The organism is Paenibacillus sp. FSL R7-0048 (genome assembly GCF_038004505.1).
Taxonomy (GTDB): domain Bacteria; phylum Bacillota; class Bacilli; order Paenibacillales; family Paenibacillaceae; genus Paenibacillus_AQ; species Paenibacillus_AQ odorifer.
Map to the genome: position 1 here is coordinate 5530482 of NZ_JBBORF010000001.1, position 22791 is coordinate 5553272.

The 22791-nt window shown below is 46.0% G+C and carries 23 protein-coding genes; all 23 read right to left on the reverse strand.

The window, feature by feature from the left end; all coding sequences use genetic code 11:
- Positions 1-9: 9 nt before the first annotated feature.
- A complete protein-coding gene (locus NSQ91_RS24580) occupies positions 10-1125 on the reverse strand; it encodes a Nif3-like dinuclear metal center hexameric protein (protein WP_076098536.1) in 1116 nt (371 codons plus the stop codon).
- On the reverse strand, positions 1101-1871 hold the full coding sequence (locus NSQ91_RS24585; RefSeq protein WP_340921549.1) for a tRNA (adenine(22)-N(1))-methyltransferase: 771 nt from the start codon (positions 1869-1871) through the stop codon (positions 1101-1103). The genes NSQ91_RS24580 and NSQ91_RS24585 overlap by 25 nt, the downstream gene beginning before the upstream one ends.
- A 5-nt stretch (positions 1872-1876) precedes the next feature.
- Positions 1877-2701 carry a hypothetical protein gene (locus NSQ91_RS24590; RefSeq protein WP_036683797.1) on the reverse strand — a complete coding sequence of 275 codons (825 nt, stop codon included), beginning with the start codon at positions 2699-2701 and terminating at the stop codon, positions 1877-1879.
- A 110-nt stretch (positions 2702-2811) separates the two neighbouring features.
- Positions 2812-3945 carry an RNA polymerase sigma factor RpoD gene (rpoD, locus tag NSQ91_RS24595; RefSeq protein ID WP_036683799.1) on the reverse strand — a complete coding sequence of 378 codons (1134 nt, stop codon included), beginning with the start codon at positions 3943-3945 and terminating at the stop codon, positions 2812-2814.
- A 40-nt stretch (positions 3946-3985) separates the two neighbouring features.
- Positions 3986-5806 carry a DNA primase gene (dnaG, locus tag NSQ91_RS24600; RefSeq protein WP_036683805.1) on the reverse strand — a complete coding sequence of 607 codons (1821 nt, stop codon included), beginning with the start codon at positions 5804-5806 and terminating at the stop codon, positions 3986-3988.
- A gap of 39 nt (positions 5807-5845) precedes the next feature.
- On the reverse strand, positions 5846-6325 hold the full coding sequence (locus NSQ91_RS24605) for a YaiI/YqxD family protein (RefSeq protein WP_076103766.1): 480 nt from the start codon (positions 6323-6325) through the stop codon (positions 5846-5848).
- A gap of 162 nt (positions 6326-6487) precedes the next feature.
- Complete coding sequence (gene glyS, locus NSQ91_RS24610; RefSeq protein WP_076304281.1) at positions 6488-8563, reverse strand: glycine--tRNA ligase subunit beta; 2076 nt, start codon at positions 8561-8563, stop codon at positions 6488-6490.
- Positions 8556-9443 carry a glycine--tRNA ligase subunit alpha gene (glyQ, locus tag NSQ91_RS24615; protein WP_036683820.1) on the reverse strand — a complete coding sequence of 296 codons (888 nt, stop codon included), beginning with the start codon at positions 9441-9443 and terminating at the stop codon, positions 8556-8558. The genes glyS and glyQ overlap by 8 nt, the downstream gene beginning before the upstream one ends.
- A 420-nt stretch (positions 9444-9863) precedes the next feature.
- Complete coding sequence (gene recO / locus NSQ91_RS24620; RefSeq protein WP_076304280.1) at positions 9864-10619, reverse strand: DNA repair protein RecO; 756 nt, start codon at positions 10617-10619, stop codon at positions 9864-9866.
- A gap of 36 nt (positions 10620-10655) precedes the next feature.
- On the reverse strand, positions 10656-10799 hold the full coding sequence (locus NSQ91_RS24625) for a YqzL family protein (protein ID WP_076098533.1): 144 nt from the start codon (positions 10797-10799) through the stop codon (positions 10656-10658).
- A gap of 113 nt (positions 10800-10912) precedes the next feature.
- On the reverse strand, positions 10913-11806 hold the full coding sequence (era, locus tag NSQ91_RS24630; protein WP_036683823.1) for a GTPase Era: 894 nt from the start codon (positions 11804-11806) through the stop codon (positions 10913-10915).
- 677 nt (positions 11807-12483) lie between these two features.
- Positions 12484-12903, reverse strand: coding sequence for a cytidine deaminase (locus NSQ91_RS24635; RefSeq protein WP_076129005.1), 420 nt, complete (start codon positions 12901-12903; stop codon positions 12484-12486).
- A gap of 241 nt (positions 12904-13144) precedes the next feature.
- Positions 13145-13540: a diacylglycerol kinase family protein gene (locus NSQ91_RS24640; protein ID WP_076129003.1), complete on the reverse strand. Its 396-nt coding sequence runs from the start codon at positions 13538-13540 to the stop codon at positions 13145-13147.
- Positions 13540-14037 (reverse strand): rRNA maturation RNase YbeY, encoded by a 498-nt coding sequence (gene ybeY / locus NSQ91_RS24645; RefSeq protein ID WP_076129001.1) that lies wholly within the window; start codon positions 14035-14037, stop codon positions 13540-13542. Before ybeY ends, NSQ91_RS24640 begins: the two co-directional genes overlap by 1 nt.
- Positions 14034-16289, reverse strand: coding sequence for an HD family phosphohydrolase (locus tag NSQ91_RS24650; RefSeq protein ID WP_076185262.1), 2256 nt, complete (start codon positions 16287-16289; stop codon positions 14034-14036). The genes ybeY and NSQ91_RS24650 overlap by 4 nt, the downstream gene beginning before the upstream one ends.
- Positions 16290-16303: 14 nt before the next feature.
- The gene (locus NSQ91_RS24655) at positions 16304-17275 is read right to left on the reverse strand and encodes a PhoH family protein (RefSeq protein WP_036683834.1); all 972 of its coding nucleotides are present in this window, start codon (positions 17273-17275) and stop codon (positions 16304-16306) included.
- 15 nt (positions 17276-17290) lie between these two features.
- On the reverse strand, positions 17291-18472 hold the full coding sequence (yqfD, locus tag NSQ91_RS24660; RefSeq protein WP_076128997.1) for a sporulation protein YqfD: 1182 nt from the start codon (positions 18470-18472) through the stop codon (positions 17291-17293).
- On the reverse strand, positions 18469-18762 hold the full coding sequence (gene yqfC, locus NSQ91_RS24665) for a sporulation protein YqfC (RefSeq protein ID WP_036683844.1): 294 nt from the start codon (positions 18760-18762) through the stop codon (positions 18469-18471). The genes yqfD and yqfC overlap by 4 nt, the downstream gene beginning before the upstream one ends.
- Before the next feature lie 171 nt (positions 18763-18933).
- Complete coding sequence (locus NSQ91_RS24670) at positions 18934-19512, reverse strand: hypothetical protein (protein ID WP_076304276.1); 579 nt, start codon at positions 19510-19512, stop codon at positions 18934-18936.
- A gap of 18 nt (positions 19513-19530) precedes the next feature.
- Positions 19531-20535: a flotillin-like protein FloA gene (floA, locus tag NSQ91_RS24675; protein ID WP_036683849.1), complete on the reverse strand. Its 1005-nt coding sequence runs from the start codon at positions 20533-20535 to the stop codon at positions 19531-19533.
- 55 nt (positions 20536-20590) lie between these two features.
- Complete coding sequence (locus tag NSQ91_RS24680; RefSeq protein ID WP_340920308.1) at positions 20591-21976, reverse strand: NfeD family protein; 1386 nt, start codon at positions 21974-21976, stop codon at positions 20591-20593.
- A gap of 118 nt (positions 21977-22094) precedes the next feature.
- Positions 22095-22538, reverse strand: coding sequence for a GatB/YqeY domain-containing protein (locus tag NSQ91_RS24685; protein WP_036683862.1), 444 nt, complete (start codon positions 22536-22538; stop codon positions 22095-22097).
- A 15-nt stretch (positions 22539-22553) separates the two neighbouring features.
- The gene (gene rpsU / locus NSQ91_RS24690) at positions 22554-22727 is read right to left on the reverse strand and encodes a 30S ribosomal protein S21 (protein WP_036657994.1); all 174 of its coding nucleotides are present in this window, start codon (positions 22725-22727) and stop codon (positions 22554-22556) included.
- Positions 22728-22791 lie beyond the last annotated feature (64 nt).

Here is a 22791-nt window from a genome sequence, read left to right on the forward strand (position 1 = left end):
ATGGCAATTTTATAGGAACTTAAATGGCTCCGTATTCACCTGCGAAGCATGGACAGCTGTATCATACTTATGCTCGGCCAATTTTCCAGCCATCCACTCCGCTACTTTCTCTTTCATGATCTTCTCCGCATTATGTCCTGGATCAATCAGAGTGATTCCGGCGAGCGCAGCATCCTGAACTGTATGATAATCCAGATCCCCAGTAACCAGGACATCCGCACCGCGGAAAATAGCACTGTTATAATACTTTCCACCCGAGCCGCCGAGAACGGCAGCTTTACGAATCGGACGGTCCAAATCACCAACAACCCGTACATGGTCTACCTTCAGGCCTTTTTTTACCGTCTCCACGAATTGTCCAAGGGTTGTAGGCTCTTTGAGCTTTCCTACCCGCCCAAGTCCTAAGCTGCGGCCTTTAAGATCCATTGAGTACAAATCATAGGCAACCTCTTCATAAGGATGGGCCTTAAGCATAGCCTGCACCACTTTATTGCGGATGGAGTGCGGGACGATCGTCTCAATACGAATTTCCTCGGCACGTTCCATCTTACCTTTTTCCCCGATATAAGGATCCGTGCCTTCTCCTGGAATAAAAGTACCGTATCCCTCGATATTGAAGCTGCAATGACTATAGTTGCCAATTGCCCCTGCTCCAGCATTCAGAATAGCATCCAGAACCTTCTGATGATGATCCTTCGGCACAAATACTACCAGCTTTGATAATTGCTCGGAGTGAATGTCTTTGATGGGTACTCCGTTTTCTATGCCAAGAGCTTCAGCCATCCAATCATTCATTCCACCTTCGGTGACATCCAGATTCGTGTGGCTGATGTACACCGCAATGTCATTCTTAATTAATTTTTCATACATTTTGCCCGCCGGTGTGTCTGTCTGGATTCCTTGCAATGGACGGAAAATAATCGCATGATGCGCAATAATCAAATTGCAGCCTAGACGAATCGCTTCTTCAACTACCTCATCATTCACATCTAAAGCAACTAATACATTAGTGATTTCTTTTTGCAGCGTGCCCAGTTGAAGGCCAATTTTGTCCCAATCCTCAGCTAAATGCTTAGGAGCCAGTTGCTCCATATACTGAATTACTGTTTGTCCCTTGGCAAACATTGTAGCACCTCCGTAATTTCCCTGATCTGACCTTGAATCTGTTTCCGTTTATTCTCAGCAGATTCTAGTTCTGAACGTGACAACGATGTTAAAATGCCTTCCAATTTCTGAATCTCACCCTGCCACTTAGCAAAAAACACAGTATTTGGCGCTTGAAGCAGCCATGGTCCCATTTGAAGCAAGGCCTCTTGCCCAAGGACTTTAGCGGAATCCCCCAAGGTTAATTCACGATATACACTTTCATTTGTAATTCCAGCTTCCGTATTTTCTGGTACAGCCGTCAATACTTCATATAGCTTCCCGTCTTCTTCCAAAATTCTCTCAGCTACGAGTACCCATTTATTATTTAATAACCAGCGGCGCAAAATATCCTCGCCTACATTCGGCTGAAGCAAAAGGGTTGTAACCTCTTTTAGCTTCCCCTGGCTTTGACCCCGGTCCAGAATCGCGGCAATTAATGCGCCTCCCATGCCAGCAATCGTGATACAATTGACTTCACCAGGTTCCAGAACCTCAAGGCCATCTCCACGGCGCACCGAGATCACCTTCCCTAGTCCAGCCTCTGCAACGCCCTTACAAGCAGCATCAAAGGGACCCGGGTTTACTTCACCTGCAATTGCAAACACAGCCTTACCGCTTTCGACAGCGGCCACAGGAAGCAAGGCATGATCGGAACCGATATCTGCTAATCTGCTTCCTTGCGGAATTTGCTCCAGCAATTGCTGAAGCCGATCTGATAATTTCACATTGTTCATGTTGCCACCCACGTTATCCATTTTTTTCGAAACCCAAACAACAAAGCTAACCCTGCTGCAATCTTTAGGATCAGCATCAATGAAATCCACTGCGGATAATCCTGTCTTAATAAAAGAGCGTCAAGCTCTGGCATGATCCAAAGCGATACTCCCACTGCAAAATAAACACTGGCAACACCTCTTACCTTATGATGCAAAAGCCAGCTTAACCATACCATCAGCACACACAATGGCAGCCATAGGAACTCCAGTTCAAATATAGAGGCCTCCGGGCTTCTTCCACCGAAGAACCCTGCATACAGTAATGCCCAAAAAGCAAAACCACAGTACTGCAACAAACCTATCCGGAGCAAAAATCCCAAAATACACCATAACAAGCCGCAGCACCCAATTAGAATAGGCCTCCAGAGCTGAGGATCCAGATCATGCAAATCAATCAGCCATAGCCCAAAACCAAGCGTTAAAACACTGCCCAGCCCCGCTAGGATAAGACTGATAACATTGTTCCGGTCCTTATAAACGGCGGAGTATCCATAACAAATAATTAATACAGATAGTGCGGTTGCAAGTTGCAAAGGCCAGGGAAAAACGCTAAAATAAAGACTAATCAAGAAAATCAAGGAAATAATTCCAAAAGAAAACAGCCAAATTTTGATGCTTCCCTGCTGTAAATTTCTCAGCGAAATTGGATTGTTATCCTTATTCGCATCCTCATCGTCATACAGATTGGTTAAGAAATCGCAATACTGCTCTGGCAGCAACCGGCTTTTTCTCCAATACTGAATCTCTTTTATAATGATGTCGCGTTTTTCCAAATTCACTGGCTCATCCTTCTTTCCAGATACACAAGGTCAACACATTTTTTACCAGCGTAAATTCAAATAAAAGAACCTCCTGCCACTGAGCAGCAGAAGGTCCAGTTCATGAAATACTATTCAAGGAAATCCTTAAGCCGTTTACTGCGGCTAGGGTGACGAAGTTTGCGCAATGCCTTGGCTTCGATCTGGCGGATCCGTTCCCGGGTAACACCAAACACCTTGCCGACTTCTTCAAGCGTTCTTGTCCGTCCATCATCAAGGCCAAAACGCAGACGAAGTACATTCTCTTCACGCTCCGTGAGCGTGTCCAGCACATCCTCCAGTTGTTCCTTCAGGAGTTCATAAGCCGCTGCATCCGCAGGAGCCAATGCTTCCTGATCCTCAATGAAGTCTCCTAGATGAGAGTCATCTTCTTCACCAATTGGTGTTTCCAAGGATACAGGTTCTTGGGCAATCTTCATGATCTCTCTAACTTTCTCCACCGTCAGTTCCATCTCAGCCGCAATTTCCTCTGGGGAAGGTTCGCGTCCCAGTTCTTGCAGCAATTGGCGAGAAACCCGAATCAGCTTGTTGATCGTTTCCACCATGTGTACAGGAATACGAATGGTACGCGCCTGATCCGCAATCGCACGAGTGATGGCCTGGCGAATCCACCAAGTAGCATACGTACTAAATTTGAATCCCTTGTTATGGTCAAATTTCTCTACTGCTTTGATCAGACCCATATTACCTTCCTGAATCAGATCCAGGAACAGCATACCGCGTCCGACATAACGTTTCGCGATACTTACTACGAGACGCAGGTTCGCTTCTGCAAGACGGCGTTTAGCTTCTTCATCGCCATTCTTAATCCGCATAGCAAGCTCAACTTCATCGTCAGCCGACAACAAAGGAACGCGTCCGATTTCTTTTAGATACATACGGACAGGATCATTAATCTTGATCCCTGGTGGCAGTGACAGATCGTCATCAAAGCTGAAATCATCGCTGTCTTTATCCTCATTATCCTCACTTGGTCGGAGGCTGTTAACCTCTTCATCGTTCTCGTTTACAACCTCAATTCCCAAATCACTGAGTTGCTCGTAGAACTCCTCCATTTGCTCGGGGTCTTGATCAAACGGCGATAATTTCTCCATAATATCTTTGTAATTTAATGATGATCTTTTCTTACCTTGCTCAATGAGCTGATCCTTCACCTGATCCAAAGTAAATTCTGCTTCCAATTCAGTATGCTGATCGTTCGCCATAATTCGACTCCCTCCTCCCTAGGTACATCCTGTCAACATGTCATTGTCTCTCTAGGGCTATAATCTCACTTGCTATTTGTGCCGCACGCAAAAAGTCACCTGACTTTTCAGCCTGAATCATCTCTTCACGCTTCTGTTCCATTTTGCGTTGCAGTGGGTATTTCCGCACTTCACGAATACAATCATCTAGAACCTGCATATTCCAGTCCGGAGGGGTATCCATCATGGATATTGATGTCGCAGTTTTCTCCAGACGATCATCCTGAAGTGATGATAGAAACCGACTAATGCCGGGTGGTTTGCCTTGCGCGTAATAGGCATATAGATAAGCAGCAATTGCCGCATGATCAACGATGTTGAAATCTTCTCCGAGGCGTTCGCCCACATACGTGGCGGCTTCCGGGTCCTGAATCATAAAGGACAATAGACGCCGTTCCGCGACATGATAAGCGGGTAGTAAGGTCGGTGTCTGCACCTGCCCTTTTTTATGCCTACCATTATTCCACCTTTTGTCGTTATTATCCCCTTCAGGGATGTTTTTTTGCATCGATGCCCTAAGTAAATTACAATCCTGCTTCAAACTATCATATGAAAGTTCGAGTTCAGCAGCGATTTCCTTCAGATAAACCTCTCGCTCTGTTGAGGAATGCAGTGAAGCAATAACTTCTAAGGCTTCCTTGACATAGGCGATTTTGCCATCTTCCTCTAGGAGTATATGGTTTTTTTTCAGATATATAAGCTTAAATTTTATGGATGAAACTGCTGAATCAATAACCTGATCTTTAAATCTTTCTCCTCCATGCTTGGAGATAAATTCATCCGGATCCACCCCGCTTGGCAGTAAGGCGATCTTTACACGCAGGCCGCTGCCTTCAAGCATCGGAATGGCCTTCATGGCTGCTGCTTGTCCCGCCCGGTCACCGTCGTAAGACAGTATAATTTCATCAGCCAGGCTCTTCATCAGTGCCACATGACCCTCCGTCAAGGACGTTCCCATCGTTGCTACGCCGTTATGCACACCCGCTTCCCAGGATGAGATGACATCTCCGTATCCTTCAAACAGGACGATTTGTCGAGTTTTGCGAATGGATGCTTTGGACTGGTGCAAATTGTACAATATCCGGCTTTTGTTAAACAATCTACTCTCCGGAGAATTTAAATACTTAGGTTGACCCTCTCCAAGTATTCTTCCGGCGAATGCGATTACCTTGCCTGTACGGTTGGCAATCGGAAAGATAATCCGGCCACGGAAACGATCCAAGTAGCCTTTGCCCTCACCGCGGGCTGACAGAAGTCCGCCTTTCTCCATTTCCGCAAGGTCAAAATTTCGCTTCTCCAAAAACTGCAGCAAAGTATCCCAGCGGTCCGGAGCATATCCGATCTGAAACTGGTCAATCATTTTATCACTGAAGTTCCGGCCTCTTAAATAGTCCATAGCGGCTTTGCCGTGTTCCGTGTTCTTCAGCAAGTAATGATAGAACTTTGCCGACCATTCATAAGCTTGAATCAACCGGTCGCGTTCCGGATCAGGGGGAGACATCATACCTCCCTTACCTTCTGGAACGGGAATATCACTTTCTTCAGCCATTATTCTGACAGCTTCGGGGAAGGTTAATCCTTCGATTTCCATCCTAAATTTGATGGCATTTCCACCCATACCGCAGCCAAAGCAATGAAATACTCCCCGGTCGGGGGTAACAGTAAAGGAAGGGGTTTTCTCCGAATGGAACGGGCAGAGGCCCCATAAATATTTCCCCTGCTTGGACAAATGAACAACCTTACCGACTGTATCGACTATATCATGACGCGCAAGCACGCTTTCGATAACCTCTTCCGGAATATTCCCGTGTCCGCTAGCCACTTCAACCACCTTCATCTCTTAACAAATAAATATAATTCGCTATTGCTCCACATTCTCCTGCAAAAGTATTAAAAGTTTTGTCAGTTTATGTTGAAAATAAGTTTTTTCTTCTGCCGTTATGGGTTTTGGACCCTTGGAATAATGTCCCCGTCTTCGTTCCACGGCCCTGGCATGTCTACCCTCCAGCATAAAATCCATCTTGAAATTGTCGTATTCCTGACCACGGAATGAAAGCACACTGCACCTTTTACCTAGTGCAAGTGCCGCAAGACCATAATCTTGAGTCAATACCACATCTCCTGCAGTAATATGATTGGCAATATATAGATCGGCACTCTGATCTCCTCGATCCACCTGCACAACCGTTACACCCTCTTCAGCTTTCAGTGCATGGTCATAAGAAGATACCATAAGTACCGGAACACCAAAGGTGCGACCTACCTCAGCGATCTCTTTTTTGACCGGACAAGCATCCCCATCCACCACTATCGTTCTAGACTGGGACTTCTCCATGATCATCACCAATTTCCCGTGTAATATATATACGCCCTCTCCGCAAGAAATCCTTCTTTCTAAGCATAAATACGGAACGGATGTCAAATGACGCATTGGCACCGTTCCGTATATTTATACCCCAAACCAACATTCTATACCATAAGATTCAAATTTTCTTGATTAAAATTACCAGACAAGCTTCGCGAAATCAGCGAACGACTTGGAGTCAGCATCAATACCAGCAAGCAGAGCCAAACGGTTAGCACGCACTTGCTCGTCCTCCGCCATAACCATAACGGAATCAAAAAATGTTGTAACGGCGTCTTTTAGACCCGAAAGAATCCGAAGTGCTTCTTCGGCATTTTTTGCCGCCATAGCTTCAAGGTAAGGTGTGTGAAGCTCCTGCCATGTATTAAAAAGCTGCAATTCAGCATCTTCTTTAAGTAAAGCAGGATCAATCACTTCACTGGTTGCTTTACTTGCCAAATTACTGACACGAGTAAGCGAATCTACGGTAATCTTGAAATCTGCTTGGTCGGACACAGCAGCCATAAGAGCACGGCTTCTGCCCACAACATCTACCACGTCGTCAAAACCAGCCGCTGTAACAGCGTCCACAACATCATAGCGTACATTGTCAGATAAAAGACGTTTTACACGCAGACCGAAGAACTCGTACAGGTTTATACGTAGTTCATCTCCAGAATGTTTCGTATTTCCTGAATTTTCATGAATTTCAATCGCCGCTTCAAAAATTTCGCGCAGCGTAATTGGCAATTTATGCTCAAGCACAATTTGGACAATACCTGCAGCCTGACGGCGCAGGGCATATGGATCCTGAGATCCTGTCGGAATGATGCCGATGGAGAAGCAGCCAACAATCGTATCGATTTTGTCCGCTATGCTGACAACTGAACCTGCTTCTGTTGAAGGTACAGCATCTCCTGCAAATCGTGGCTGATAATGCTCGAAGATCGCTTTTGCCACAGTTTCAGGCTCGCCTGCTTTACGTGCATAATCTTCACCCATTGTTCCTTGCAGCTCAGGAAATTCATAAACCATTTGTGTTACAAGGTCGAATTTACAAATATCCGCAGTGCGACTTACTTCGGACACAGCAGAAGCTGATAGTCCAAGCTTCACAGCCAGACGATCAGAGATTTGGCGAATACGGCGCACCTTATCCCCTACGCTGCCCAAATCTTCATGGTAAACAATGTTCTCAAGCTTGGCTAACGCCTCGTCAATCTTCATCTTTTGATCTTCTTGATAGAAGAATTTGGCATCTGATAGACGAGCACGAAGCACTTTTTCATTTCCCTTAGCGATAACATCCAAGGATTCTGCATTCCCGTTACGTACAGTTACAAAGAATGGCAGTAGCTTGCCAGCTGCATCAAAAACAGGGAAATAACGCTGATGCTCACGCATCGAGGTAATCAGCACATCCTGAGGAATCTCTAAGAAAGATGGATCAAAGGTTCCAAAGAGCACGGTTGGTGTTTCTACCAAGAACAGTACTTCTTCCAAAAGATCTTCTTTAATTGCAATCGTCCAGCTTTTCTCTTCAGCCAATTTGTTGATTTGATCCAGGATAAGCGTTTCCCGTTCCTTCACATCCACAAGTACATGCTGCGCACGCATGCTCTCCACATATTGCGCAGGCTCCGAGATTACAGTCTCTGTACCCAGAAAACGATGTCCACGGCTCACATTATCCGCTTTTACATCCGTAATTTCCAAATCAATAATCTCTTTACCAAAAAGAGCAACCATCCAGCGAATCGGACGAACGAATTTAAAATCGTAAGCTCCCCAGCGCATGTTCTTCGGGAAAGTCATTGCATTTACAATACCCAGAAGTCCTTCTGTGAGCAAAGAAGCAGTCTCTACACCCGCACTATTTTTTGTGGCATAAATATATTCCACGCCAGCTAGCTCTTTAAATGTAAATTGCTCTGGAGATACACCTTGACTGCGGGCAAATCCTAGCGCAGCTTTACTCCAGTCGCCGTTAGCATCCAGCGCGATTTTGCGTGAAGGTCCTTTGACCTCTTCGCTAATATCCTCTTGCTTCTCAGCCGCGTCCTTAACAAATACAGCGAGACGACGTGGCGTAGCATATGCAGTAACTCCAGCATGGTTTATACGTGCAGAATCCAACCACTTGGACATTCTATCTTGCAGCTGTTCCATCGCAGCACGGATAAAACGTGCAGGAATTTCCTCCAGACCGATCTCAAACAGGATATCTTTAGACACGGTCAGCACCTTCTTTCTTCAGCAGCGGGAAGCCAAGCTTCTCGCGTTCCTCAAGATATGTTGCCGCTACGGAGCGGGCAAGATTACGCACTCGGGTAATAAATCCAGTCCGTTCAGTTACACTAATTGCCCCGCGCGCATCGAGTAGATTAAAGCTATGTGAGCATTTCAACACATAATCGTAGGCTGGAAACACAAGATGTTTCTCCATCGCTCTACGTGCTTCCTCTTCATACATGTTGAACAGCGAGAATAACATTTTTACATCCGATACTTCAAAAGTGTAGGTAGAATGCTCGAACTCCGGCTGATGAAAAACATCACCATAAGTCATACCGCTTACCCATTCAAGATCGAACACATTTTCTTTATCCTGAATGTAAGAGGCTAAGCGCTCCATACCGTAAGTGATTTCTACAGCAACAGGGTTAGCTTCGATGCCACCTACCTGCTGGAAGTAAGTAAATTGAGTGATCTCCATACCGTCCAGCCATACTTCCCATCCCAGACCCGCACAGCCCAGTGACGGATTCTCCCAGTTATCCTCTACAAAACGGATGTCATGCAAGAGCGGATCAATACCGAGTGCTTTCAAGCTATCCAAATAGATCTCTTGAATGTTATCTGGTGAGGGTTTGATGATTACTTGGAATTGGTGATGCTGATACAGACGGTTCGGGTTCTCTCCGTAACGACCATCGGAGGGACGACGTGAAGGCTCTACGTAAGCCACTCTCCAAGGCTCAGGACCTAGTGAGCGTAAAAAAGTCATAGGGTTCATCGTGCCGGCGCCTTTTTCTGTGTCATAAGGCTGTACGATGATACAGTTCTGTTCAGCCCAGAACTGCTGCAGTGTCAAAATCATCTGCTGGAAGTTCATAATACCGTCTCCTTCGCTTTACAAGTTTTTTACAACAGCTTGCCTAAAACTTTCTACCATGGAGGCGGCACTTTTAGCTCCTGACAGCAACAAAAAGCCCCCGCCCCCATGCCTGATTAACAGACATAGGGACGAGAGCTTAACTTATTCTCCCGCGGTTCCACCCTACTTGATTTCATACCTTGTATAAGCAAGTTTGCTGCCAAAACAAGAACGAAATCCACTTTCATTCGCCGCATTCGTACTCCCGGGTGCCATGTTCATGAACGTTGTCCCGCTAGGCTTCCACTGCCCCCAGCTCGCTGAATAACGACAATACAGTCCACTACTTTCCCGATCAATGCACGCCTCTCCCCATTTGGAGCATAACGACGATCATATAATAAACTGATCCTATAGTAACGGAAAAATCAGCTTTCGTCAAATCTTGTACTTGTCGAGCTGGTCTAGGAAACTTTGTGACTTCAGCTTTAATCCGAGTTGCACATCCATAAAGGCGCGCATAATTTTTTTCAGCTCATCCCGGCTGCTTTCCTTTACATCCACATTGCCTAGTCTAGTTAGGTCAAGTCTGGCGAATAATCGCAGCAGCTTCAACGCACGAGCAGAGACCTCCATGGCTGGAGGGTCATTATGTTTACAACTGCGGCACAGTGCTCCACCAAGGCGCGGGCTGATCAGCAGTTGATCATCCGGCTTCTCGGCACCACAAATTACACAAGAATCGAATTCAGGACCATAACCGGCTGCCTGTAAGATTTTCATTTCAAAGACATTTATGATAACGCCGGGTTCCTTGTCCTCTTCAAGTGCATTAAGACAGGCCGTAAGCTGGCGAAACCAGAAGCTTCCCGTTTCCTCATCATGCAGAACACGATCAAGCAGTTCACACGCATAAGACGCATAAGCAGCTTTGATCAAATCCTCACGCAGCGGATGGTGCGACTTCGTAATTTCGCCAGAATTCAGTGTCCCAAGTCCTCCATTATTTCTAAAAAAAACAAATTCCCCAACGGTGAACAGTTGGATCAATGCAGCATGGCGGCTTTTGACCTTCTTTGCGCCACGCACCAGAACCCCTACTTTTCCCGCGTTCTCGGTGCAAAGCGTAATAATTGCGTTCCCCTCGCCGTAGTCCATGCTGCGGATGACGATCCCTTCCACCCTGTGTAGCATGCCTCTTCCCCCAACCATTCGGCAAGCAACCAGTCCTTATTGCGCTTCTTCATCACAGGCCTTCTCTTCCTCCACTAGCTGTAATCCACTATCTTCAAGCGGATGGCCAGCTTCCTTATACAGCAGGTAAGCATCGACGTCTCCTGTCATTGCAAAATACTTCCACGAAAAGTTTCGCATTCGTATTCATCCTTTCTTGGGAAAGACGATGTCTCTTATCAAGAATTAGGATGGTGCGATGGAGCAGGTTCTATCCTTGCAATTCCTACCAAACGAGGAATAACGGAATTAACTTAAAGGTCTTTATGGAAGCCCAAATCCCGCAGAACGCGGTCCTGATTGCGCCAATCTTTTTTCACTTTTACCCATAGCTCCAGAAAAATCTTCGAACCCAGCAGGTTCTCAATATCTGTCCGAGCCCGTCTGCCGACCTCTTTCAGCATTGCCCCTTGCTTGCCGATAATAATTCCCTTTTGCGAATCACGCTCAACAAAAATAACAGCTGAAACATGCACCACTCCATTAGGCTCAACCTTCATATCTTCGATGGCTACAGCAATAGAGTGCGGCACTTCTTCACGAGTCAAATGCAGAATTTTCTCCCGGATTAATTCCGCGCAGACAAATTGCTCGGGGTGATCCGTGATTTGATCTTCCGGATAATACTGAGGGCCTTCCGGCAAGTACTTGGCAACCTGCTCTAACAGCGTGTTAACATTGCTGCCCATCTTCGCAGAAATCGGAATAATTTCGGCAAAATCATGCAGCTTGTTATATTGAGCCATAAGCGGGAGCAGAGCTTCCGGCTCTATTTTATCGATCTTGTTGAGCACCAGAATCACCGGTGTCTTCAGACCATTTAATTGCTCGGCAATGTAACGGTCTCCACCGCCCAAGCCCTCTGACGCATCCACAAGGAATAACACAGCTTCTACTTCACCCAGTGTACTCATTGCAGTCTGGTTCATGTAGTCGCCTAGCTTGGACTGTCTTTTATGAATTCCCGGTGTATCCAGGAATACGATTTGTGAAGTGTTTGTTGTGTAAACACCATGGATTTTGTTTCTGGTTGTCTGTGGCTTATCCGACATAATGGCAATCTTCTGGCCAATGACCTGGTTCATGAGTGTTGATTTACCTACGTTTGGTCTGCCGATAATTGCGACAAAGCCTGATTTGAATTTCATATTATCTTCCTTCCATACTTACCTTCTAGTTCAATCTTTTTCAATCATTCAATCTTTTTTTAAAAGCTTTTTAGATCCCCCTAAATCCCCCTTACCCAAGGGGACTCCACGGGTCCCGGTCCTCTGGACACCCGGAAATGGGCGTAACTGCAACGTTAGGCTGGATTAGAGGGACTATGGTGCATGAGCGCTTTCCTCCCCTATCGGGGACACGCTTCACTGTCGCTTATTCACACGGTTCGCATTGCCCTCACCATGAATAAAGATTACTGAGATGATTGGCTTTAGGCTGTGTTACAAGTAACCTTACGTAATTAAAATCGCTGGCGGCTTTTGCCGTGGCGCTTACCTCGTAATGTTACTCTAAAAACACATAGTTTGCACCAGTTTAGCCTAACTTGGTAGAACTAGAACACTTTTAATTGTACTTTGTACAACTAATTTTAGGTTGAGTTTATGTTTTTGGTGTTTAGTTGTATTTTGTGCAATTAAATCCTGTCTTAAGAGCCAAATATGGGCTTTATCATAAATTTAATTGTACTATCTGCAACTAAATTCATTTTTGTCGCGAAAGAGTAGCAATTTAACTGTACATTGTGCAATTAAAGTAGCAACCTTCGTCTAACTATGCCTGATTTGCCCTTAAACAGGCACAGGCATTAAATCAAAACCTCATTTTATTCTGGAGCTTGTCCTTGCTTCAGATCTACGGGACCAAAAGCGCCTGGAAGCAATTCTCCCACCGTAGTCTCAACGATATCACCCTTCATGTTCCCAAGAATAACCTTCATATCCGGCGAACACAACTCAATCATTACTTGCCGGCACACACCGCAAGGTGAAACGGGGCCGTCAGAGTCAGCTACTACGGCAATTGCTTTAAAAGAACCAACAGCGTGTCCATCCGCAATCGCACGGAATAGTGCTGTCCGTTCCGCACAGTTGGTTGGCCCAAAAGCAGCATTTTCCACATTACAGCCGTGGTGAATATGACCATCCTGATCAAGAAGGGCAGCTCCCACTCCGAATCGGGAATATGGAATGTAAGCTTTTGCTCGTGCTTTAATCGCCTCTTGCATAAGAAGAGTAGAATCCATATTTTGACCTCCTAAAGTTTTGTGAGTATTGACTTCATTGATTTTTCTTCGCACAAAACACACTTCGTAAACATCTAATTAGTTTCGTTTATCGTTATTTTTTCAGCGTGCGCTAAATTTTATCAGTGTACTTCATGAGATATATTCGGGTACATAACTCACTTCAAATTATTCAGTAACGAAAGAGGCGGAATCGCAAAACGCGGGTCCGCCTCTCCCCTGAATTGATTTTGTATCCTGATTATGACATAAGTCCGCTAATCCAGTCCATCACAGGGTGATAAAAAACATAGATCCCAACTAAGACAGCAAACACCGCCGTGAGAAGCACAGCTCCTGCGGCGGTATCTTTTGCTCTCTTAGCCAGTGGATGAATCTCTGGCGAGATCAGATCAACCGTCGCTTCAATCGCCGTATTGAGCAATTCGGCAGTTAGGACAAGCGTGATCGAGAACAGCAGCAACATCCAACTGGCCAGCGGAAGTCTGAACACGGCAGCGGCTATTAGCACAACCACCGCTAAACAGCAATGCACCTTCATGTTAAGCTCGGATTTGAATGCCGACACTAAGCCTTGCGATGCAAACCGAAAAGAGTGCCAGAACTTCTTGTGCCCTACCGCCGTGTTCTTCACCATTAGCGCGTCAACCCAACCTGAGATAGTACTTTTTCTTGCTTGGACATCATCTCTGCTTCTGAAGCTTCATCCTGATGATCATATCCTAACAAATGCAGAAATCCGTGAACGAAAAGAAAACCAAGCTCTCGTTCCAGTGAATGGCCATATTCCAGCGCCTGCTCCTGCGCACGAGTTACGGAAATGATTATATCCCCAAGTACGTCTGGAACATCTTCCAGCGCCTCGCCTTCCTCTACCTCGTATATAATGTCCAGCTCGTCCTCTCCGCTTTCATTCATAGCAAAAGAAAGCACGTCCGTCGGACGGTCAATGCCCCGATATTCCAAATTCAACTCATGTATACGAACGTTATCGACAAAAGTAAGAGCTACCTCGCCCCGATCGATCCCTTCCGCTTCACCTGCTTTTTGCAAAATACTCTCCAGCAGCGTAATGAGATCGTCCTTTATCTCGTATTCTTCCTGCTCGTTATCCCAAACGATCTCCAAACTCATGGGTTAGGTGCCCCTTCCTCTTTTTTTGGCTTACGCACATCCTCTGGATATTCGATCCGTGAATGGAAAATCCCCATAACCGTCTCCTTCAGAGTCCGTGCAATAATATCCAATTCTTTAATCGTCAAATCACATTCGTCAAACTGATGATCATCCAGTCGACTTTTAATAATCTTCTCAATCATCGTTTCCACCTGCAGAACAGTTGGCTTACGCAATGATCTCACTGCAGCCTCGACACTGTCGGCAATTCCCACTACAGCCGCTTCCTTCGACTGGGCTTTCGGTCCAGGGTAACGGAAATCTTCCTCGGTAAAATCAGGCTCGACACCTTTTTCTTCCGCCAGCTTCAGTGCCTTATGGTAAAAATAATGCAGGAACGTTGTTCCATGATGCTGCTCCGCAATATCACGGATTGGTTTTGGCAGCTTATATTCTCGTTGCATTTCCACCCCGTCACGGGCGTGGGCAACGATGATAGATTTACTAAGCTTCGGTTCAATAGAGTCATGTGGATTTTCCATATTATTTTGATTCTCGATAAAATAAAACGGACGTTTTGTTTTACCAATATCATGATAATACGATCCAACCCGGCATAATAAGCCATCTGCTCCAATCGCTTCCGCGGCAGCTTCTGACAGGTTACCTACCATTACACTATGGTGATAGGTTCCCGGCGTTTCGGTAAGCAGTTTGCGCAGCAGCGGGTGGTTTGGATTAGACAATTCTACCAGCTTCAATGCCGATAGAATACCAAAGGTTGCCTCGAAAAAAGGCATTAGCCCAATCACAAGTACAGCCGTCAATAGTCCCCCTGCAAAAGCAAAACCAACCGAATACAAGGTACCTACCTCTTTCCATGCTCCTCCACCTAACAGTATCTGCATAAAGACTGTCAGACAGCCAAAAAGCGATACCATAATCCCGCCTTTAAGGAGCGTGGAGCGTTGACCCGCACGGTGAGTCGCAAAGATAGCCACGTACGAAACCACGATAGCAAAGAAACCAAAGTTAAAATCAAAGATTGAGTTCTGCTGCACATTCAAAATAACACTCGCCAGTACACTGAATAGAATGGAGCAAAAATAGGCCAAAGGCATGTCCAGAAGCATTGCAATTAACATTGCGCCAATCGCCACCGGTGCCAGGAATCCGATATAAGATCGGACATCGGTCTGCAAAACAGCGGCCAGCCGCATAGAGATAATAGTTATAACAAATACAAGCACCAGCATCAATAGCTGAGAATTGTTGTACTTAAAGCCTGAGGTGCCGCCTGAATAACGAATGAACGCAAGCAAACCGACGGAGAGCATCGCAGAGAGAATCAATAGGCCTAACTGTGGCCAGTAATTCACCTCATTGCTTAGTAGTCCATTCTCATCCAAAAGAGTGTAGAGCTCTGGAGTAATTAGCTGCCCCTTAGCAACAAGCGTGTCCCCTTGCTCGATGAATACATCAGGTGTGTTCTCCCGGGCTTGTACCTTCGCTTCCTTGGTAGCATCCTCATCGTAGAACTTGTTACTTGTGATCACAAGACGCACAAGCTCCTGAACAACCTCACGCGCTGTACGCTGGCTTAGAGAACTAATACTGACCTGTTCCGCTACCTTGGCGCGAGCGGTCTGCGCATCTGTAATCTGATCATTCATCAGCCTAGTTACAATATCTCGGGCGACAGGCTTCATCTCGATAATGTCCTGAGAGGTCAGGCGCGGAATCTTAATGTAAGTCTCTTCCGGAATGACATAGGTCTGCTCTTTGATGACAGATTGCATTTCATCCAAGAGGTGATCTGAATATGTAGCGCTGCCCCGATTGGAAGCTACGAAATTCAAGATGAAATCGCTGGCTCTCTGCGGGATTTCATCACGATAAATCCCCGTCTTATCGCTTTGCGAGATCAGATCATCCTGATTGAGGCGATCTATCCGGTCCAGCAGCGAGGTCACTAGGTTGTCTGCCCTCATCGGGATAATTTTGTACTTGGGAGATACGCTTTCGGCCGCTTCCTCAGCCGCTTTTAACGTAGCTTTGGTGTCCTTAATTTGCTTCGGTGCCGTTATTTCCTTTGCACTGTAAGTATTCTCTTTAATATCATATTTCTTAGGTAGCAATTCTGGCGACAAGCTGAAGTAGAACACTAGTCCGAGTAACAGGAAAAGAGCATAGCGTGTCACTGCGCTATACTTCCATCCGTTGTTCGTATATACAAATCCGCTTAATTTAGATGGTTGCTTTGAAGCCATGAAGACAATCCCCTTTATTGGAGGTTTTCGGCAGAGCGGTCATAGGCAACGATAATTTTCTGCACCAGGGAATGCCGTACTACATCCTGTTCCGCGAAGTAGACAAAGCCAAGTTCTTCTATGCCGGATAAAATCGCTTTGGCTTCAATCAAACCGGATTTCTTGCCGCGGGGCAGGTCAATCTGGGTAACGTCACCTGTAATCACCATTTTGGACCCGAAGCCGAGTCGAGTCAGGAACATTTTCATTTGCTCAGGTGTTGTATTCTGCGCTTCATCCAAGATGATAAATGAATCATCCAATGTACGTCCGCGCATATAAGCCAGCGGAGCAATCTCAATCAATCCCCGTTCAAGTGCCTTAGCCACCTGGTCGGGCCCCATAACGTCGTATAATGCATCATAAAGCGGACGCAGATATGGATCTACCTTTTCTTGCAAATCCCCTGGAAGGAATCCTAGACTCTCTCCTGCTTCTACTGCGGGACGCGTAAGAACAATACGCTTAACCGAACCTTCTTTCAGTGCCGTAACTGCAAGCACCACTGCCAAGTAGGTCTTCCCCGTTCCTGCAGGACCGATTCCGAATACAATATCACGCTTCTTGATCGTTGTCACATAATGCTTCTGGCCGACCGTTTTGACACGGATAGGCTTTCCGCGAAAAGTTGTAGTAATTTCTCCTTTGAACAAATCGAGCAATTGATCAGCACGAAAATCTTTCGCCAGTTCCACAGCGTACTGCACATCACGTTCAGTAAGTATGTAACCGCTCCGAATGAGGGACAGTAGCACATTAAATAATTGCCCCAGCATGTCTACTTCCCGCTCAGCTCCACGAATCGTTAGCTCTGCTTCACGCGAATCAATAATGGCGGGAATTTCACTCTCGATGATTTTTAAGAATCCATCCTGCGGGCCAAACAGCGATTGCGCTTCTCCCGCATTTTGCAAAGATATACGAATGCTTGCAGTCTGTTCTGACAAGTAGCCTCATTCTCCTCAATTGTTTACTATTGGCAGTTCTTCGGAAATTTTTTCTTCTACTTCAAAGATCACTTTCATATAAACTTTACCATTCTCTTTCTTCTCATGCAAAACTTTTTGACTTTTGATGACGCTATCAACACCATATCGAGCTAAAATATCATTCTTCGCCCGCTCAATTCCCCTCGCAACTCCAGCTTCTGGAGTTATCGTATCCTTTGTTTCATTGATCTCCATTTCTTTCTCAGTCATCAGGCCCAGCGGCAGCTCAATAGAGCGCCAAGACAGCGGATCATGCTCTGTGAGCGTCTTTGAATTCTCAAAGGAGGATTTGCCATAACCCCACAGCTGAATAGCCCATTTCCCCAACACGAGATAGGTGCGATCCTTACGCTCCCCAGTGTAGGTGCTATTGGTTGTTTCAAGCGGAACCTCGATATTGTACTCATGCCAAACCAACCCCTTAACCTCACCCTTGGCTACCACATACTCTACATTTTCTTCGTCTCCAAGAGCACCGGAAATCAGGATATCCCCTTTTTTCACACGCGAATTACGCGCTACTACCGGTCTGCCCTGCTCCGCATATATTTCTGTTACCACCGCATCTGTTCGGCTAATTAAATGCCGTTGGCTAAGCAAAGGTTTGATATCGGGCTGTTTAGCCTCTACAACCTGAATTTTGATGCTCGTCCCCGTCCGTTGCAGCCCTATCCAAGAAACACCCGGTAAATGGGCCAGCAGCCCCTTAGAGAGCTTGTCCGGCTCCTCCAGACGCCATATCCACTGAAAAGGATACACACCCTCCTGGCGAGCGGCAGCCAATATATCCTCAGAAGCAATTTTTTCATTCCCTTCGACTCTAATACTCCATACCATCGTAGATAACATAAAAAGTGTAATTCCAAACATCAAAATACCTATGCCAAAAAATTTCCTTTTCCACAGCCGCGCCATAAGAAATGGAAGTCCGCTTCTACCGGTAACGTGCATACGACAGCCTGTCTTTTTTAAAATCGGCCGGAGGACATAAAAATCATCCAGAAGCAGCTTAAGGGAAGCGCCGCCCTCAGCGGGCCTCACATCCCAAATCATGATTCCTGCTTCAGAAATGAAATTAATAAATCGCTCCACCTGAGGTCCCGTCACATGCAGTGTAACGAACCCCCGCAGTGATGACAGAGGTGGCTCCTTCATGATCTCTCCTCGCTTTCGTTATATCTGATCTCCCCGATAACGCCTTCTACAGCCAATTCCTGGCCTAGAATATTTCGGATGACAAGTCCCTCGCCTGTGATTTCAAGCGATCCTTTAGCTAACGCGAGCTTAAGCTGACCAGAGGAAAAATGCAGCACGCCGCGATGATTCTCAATATGCAGTTCCTTATTGCCGATCAGGGTGATCCGGGGCATTTCCTGTAATAAGTCCTGTGGTAGATCCAGTACCCCGTTTGTCCATCCCCGCAGCCTGCGGCCAATACGGGTCATAAGTAGACGTTCCCCCTTCCTGCCTTCTGTACACCTTATGCGGCAACGCTTTTTTTTATGAGAAGAAGTAACAAAGGAGGACCCTTCCAGTGTGAAAAAAGCAAAAAAAGCCCCGGCAACCTATCGTAAAGATAGGAACCGAGGCTTTATTGTTATTATGATCCGTAAATATTATCTTCGGGTGGAATGCGGCTGACGAGAACGCGGTGGTCCCAGAATCTCTGCCCAGACTACACCATTGCGCAGGTCGTCACGACTCCCTGTTCCATGTGTCTGGTCTCCCGCAGAGGGTGAGTTTGTGTTTTTAGTCTTATTTGATCTTTTGGTATCTGCACCCGCTATCCCGTCAAAAGCAGATTGAAGGCGCCGTACCTCTTCTTGCATTCTTTGTGTGCGTAATTCAACTCCGTCATCGGCATGCTCCAAAGACATTCCTTCTCCAGTAGAATAATCTGGAGTTGGTATATACGCGGGTTCTGGAAAGGCAGGAGAGGCATCATACTCCCGGTTATCCTCTGACCTCGACTGCCGGGAAGAGGTGCTAACAGGAGCAGGAAATCCACTGCCAGACTCCGCTTGGCGCCCTCCATCGATATCCGGGCGTTTTACCCGGCGGAGCGGAGAATCCTCTCCGCCCCCAAAAGTGGGCATTCCCCCGCGAGGAGCTCCTTTGGGCTTGTTTTTAGTTGCTTTATTCACATTGGATACGATCGCGAATATAATAACCGCAATAATATAGATCCAGCTCATGGAGATTCACATCCCCTTTTATTTATTATTGTTAGGACGGTTATTGTCGTCCTGATCATTCATTTTGCCGAGAGAGCCCCGCATTTGGGTATCTGCCTCGATGTTTTTGATATTCATATAATCCATCACGCCGATTTGGCCATTTCTGAGCGCCTCAGCCATTGCCATAGGCACCTGAGATTCAGCTTCCACAACAAGCGCCTTCATCTCTACTACGCGCGCCTTCATCTCTTGCTCGTGAGCGACAGCCATCGCTCTGCGTTCTTCCGCTTTGGCTTGGGCAATGCGTTTATCTGCTTCTGCTTGCTCGGTTTGTAGATAAGCACCGATGTTCTTGCCTACATCGATATCCGCAATATCAATGGAGAGGATCTCAAAAGCAGTACCTGAGTCAAGCCCTTTGGACAATACCGTCCGCGAAATCAAATCCGGGTTCTCAAGGACATCTTTATGGGAATCACTCGAACCTACTGTCGTTACAATCCCTTCACCAACACGGGCAATAATCGTTTCTTCACCCGCACCACCCACGAGGCGGTCGATATTGGCACGAACAGTTACGCGCGCTTTTACCTTAACTTCAATCCCGTTCTTAGCAACAGCCGCAACAACCGGTGTCTCAATTACACGAGGGTTAACGCTCATTTGCACAGCCTGCAGCACATCACGTCCTGCAAGATCAATGGCTGCTGCGCGAGTAAATTCCAAAGGAATATCTGCACGTTGTGCTGCAATAAGCGCATTAACAACACGGTCTACGTTACCACCTGCGAGATAGTGACTCTCCAGTTGATTAATGTTCAGTCCAAGACCTGCCTTAGTCGCTTTAATCATTGGGTTAACGATACGACTTGGGGTTACACGACGCAGTCTCATCGCCACCAGCGTAATAATACTGATTCTAACGCCCGATGCTAATGCTGAAATCCAGAGCATAACCGGGAAGAAACTTAAAAACACGCTCAATACAATAATCACCACTACCGCGATGAACAGAATAGGAATCAAAGATGCTTCACCCATACTATATAACCTCCGTAAATTTATTGTAGAACTATTATTGGTTCCAGTGTTTACCTTATTCCTTGATTTCTTTCACAACAATCCGTCCGCCCTCTACTTTAATAACAGAGACCGGTGCATTAGCACTAATAAAACTACCTTCTGTAACAACATCCACACGTTCGCCGCCTATCATAGCCGTTCCTGAGGGACGAAGTGGAGTAATACTGGTTCCTGTAGCGCCTAATAAGCTAAGCTTCTCTTCTACAGGCACAAATCCCTGATCTTTAGTAAGGCTTTCCTTCAAAATAAATCTGTTCCATATCCCTCGTTCTTTAAAAATGACCGCAACAATTACTACAACTATAGTCGCAGCTACGAAAGAGATACCTAGACTGAGCAGTGCATGCTTATAGCTGTAAGCAGCTCGTACAACACCCGCTACAAGGCTGACAGAGCCTAGGAGCCCCAATATTCCGAAGCTAGGCACAAAGAGCTCCAGCACAAGCATGACAAGCCCAATGATAAACAAGAGCCAAGTTTCCGCTCCGGCGAATCCTGCAACATAGTTGCCGAAGAAATATAACACAAAAGCCAACGTCCCGATAATTCCTGGCGCACCAAAGCCTGGAACAATCAGTTCAATGACAACGCCTGTAATCCCAATGAACAGCAGAATCGTCATAATAATCGGATTGGTCAGAAATTGCGACATTTTTTCCGCACCGGTATGCTCTACGCGAAAGATGTCGTCTGTAGTATATCCAAGCCACTGAATTGCCTCTTCAGGGGTATCTGTAATTTGATCAGCGTAACCAGCTTTTAAAGCTCCTTCACTAGACAAGGCAATGATTTCTCCCTGTGTCTTAGTCACTCCAAGCTCTGGCTTATCCACGACCAAATTACTATCCACCATTCCAGCAGCAATGTCTGGATCACGATCATTCAGAGCAGCAGCGCCGATCATTTTAGATCTCCAGTAGGATATCATTTTGGCATCATCGACTTTTTGACCATTCATGTCTACCAAGGAAGCGGAGCCGATCATACTGCCCGGCTTCATGATTATTGCACCTGCATTAAGTGCTATGTAACTGCCTGCAGAAGCGGCATCACCTTTAATATAGGCAGCTGTTGGTATTTCACTCTCTCTTACCATCGTCCCAATCTCTTCTGCCGATTTCACCAGCCCTCCAGGTGTATCGACCTCTAGTAGAATAAGGACTGCTCCATAATTAGCGGCTTCTTCAAATCCTCTTTCCAAAAAGCTTTGCAAACCCCGTTCAATCTTTTGATCTACCGGAATAATAAACACGGGACCTTTTTTCAGCTCACTGTTCGTAACCCCCGGTGTTTTCGGGGCTGTCCCGTCAGCGCTTACATTCGTTGCAAAGGGTGTCAGGAGGAGTAACAGCAGGACCACAGGAATGCTAGCTAACAGTATTTTCCGTAATCTTCTCAATGATTTTACCTCCCTTCTTTAGCTTGACCCAGAACTCATAACCTTTAATACGCTGAAATTGGATTTACGTTTCATAACATAGAAAAGCACCCCTTTTGCAAGGGGTGCTAGTGCTATATTATTGCAGAAATTGCAGAACCGCCTGGTTCACGAGTTTACCATCAGCGCGACCTTTGACCTTAGGCATCAGTGCGCTCATGACCTTCCCCATTTCGCTCTTCGAAGAAGCACCGGTTTCCTGGATGGTCTGCTGTACAATTACTTTAATTTCTTCTTCGGAAAGTTGCTCGGGAAGATATTTAATAATAATCTCGATTTCTGCTTTTGTACTCGCGGCAAGCTCGTCGCGACCCGCTGATTCAAATTCTTGGAGGGCATCTTTGCGCTGTTTGATTTCACGACTAAGGATATCAAGCACTTCGTTGTCGTCCAATGTTCTCTTCAGATCTATTTCAAGATACTTTATTGTAGAACGAACCATTCGAATCGTGGAGAGCGTGAACTTGTCCTTACTCTTCATCGCTTGCTTCATATCTTCGTTCAATCTCTCGCTAAGATTCATGCGTGGGTAATCCTCCTAAAACTTTCTCTTACGAGCAGCCTCAGACTTCAGCTTTTTCTTAACGCTCGGCTTTTCGTAATGTTTGCGTTTCTTCACCTCAGCCAAGACACCATCTTTTGCGATGGAACGTTTAAAGCGACGAAGTGCAGCATCAATTGTCTCGTTTTTGCGAACTTTCGTTTCAGACACAGGTTTCCCCTCCCTCCGACCATACCGTCCAAGAGCATAACACGGTTTATCAAACTCCATTATA

Excerpts from the sequence above, each read along its gene's own strand:
- NSQ91_RS24640 (WP_076129003.1), bottom strand. The coding sequence starts at position 13,540 with ATGGTGAAGAACACGGCGGTAGGGCACAAGAAGTTCTGGCACTCTTTT.
- rpoD (WP_036683799.1), bottom strand. The coding sequence starts at position 3,945 with ATGGCGAACGATCAGCATACTGAATTGGAAGCAGAATTTACTTTGGAT.
- NSQ91_RS24635 (WP_076129005.1), bottom strand. The coding sequence starts at position 12,903 with ATGGATTCTACTCTTCTTATGCAAGAGGCGATTAAAGCACGAGCAAAA.
- NSQ91_RS24650 (WP_076185262.1), bottom strand. The coding sequence starts at position 16,289 with ATGGCTTCAAAGCAACCATCTAAATTAAGCGGATTTGTATATACGAAC.
- floA (WP_036683849.1), bottom strand. The coding sequence starts at position 20,535 with ATGGGTGAAGCATCTTTGATTCCTATTCTGTTCATCGCGGTAGTGGTG.
- ybeY (WP_076129001.1), bottom strand. The coding sequence starts at position 14,037 with ATGAGTTTGGAGATCGTTTGGGATAACGAGCAGGAAGAATACGAGATA.
- NSQ91_RS24580 (WP_076098536.1), bottom strand. The coding sequence starts at position 1,125 with ATGTTTGCCAAGGGACAAACAGTAATTCAGTATATGGAGCAACTGGCT.
- NSQ91_RS24605 (WP_076103766.1), bottom strand. The coding sequence starts at position 6,325 with ATGATCATGGAGAAGTCCCAGTCTAGAACGATAGTGGTGGATGGGGAT.
- recO (WP_076304280.1), bottom strand. The coding sequence starts at position 10,619 with ATGCTACACAGGGTGGAAGGGATCGTCATCCGCAGCATGGACTACGGC.
- yqfC (WP_036683844.1), bottom strand. The coding sequence starts at position 18,762 with ATGACCCGTATTGGCCGCAGGCTGCGGGGATGGACAAACGGGGTACTG.
- NSQ91_RS24625 (WP_076098533.1), bottom strand. The coding sequence starts at position 10,799 with ATGCGAAACTTTTCGTGGAAGTATTTTGCAATGACAGGAGACGTCGAT.
- NSQ91_RS24670 (WP_076304276.1), bottom strand. The coding sequence starts at position 19,512 with ATGAGCTGGATCTATATTATTGCGGTTATTATATTCGCGATCGTATCC.
- yqfD (WP_076128997.1), bottom strand. The coding sequence starts at position 18,472 with ATGAAGGAGCCACCTCTGTCATCACTGCGGGGGTTCGTTACACTGCAT.
- NSQ91_RS24685 (WP_036683862.1), bottom strand. The coding sequence starts at position 22,538 with ATGAATCTTAGCGAGAGATTGAACGAAGATATGAAGCAAGCGATGAAG.
- glyQ (WP_036683820.1), bottom strand. The coding sequence starts at position 9,443 with ATGAACTTCCAGCAGATGATTTTGACACTGCAGCAGTTCTGGGCTGAA.
- era (WP_036683823.1), bottom strand. The coding sequence starts at position 11,806 with ATGAAATTCAAATCAGGCTTTGTCGCAATTATCGGCAGACCAAACGTA.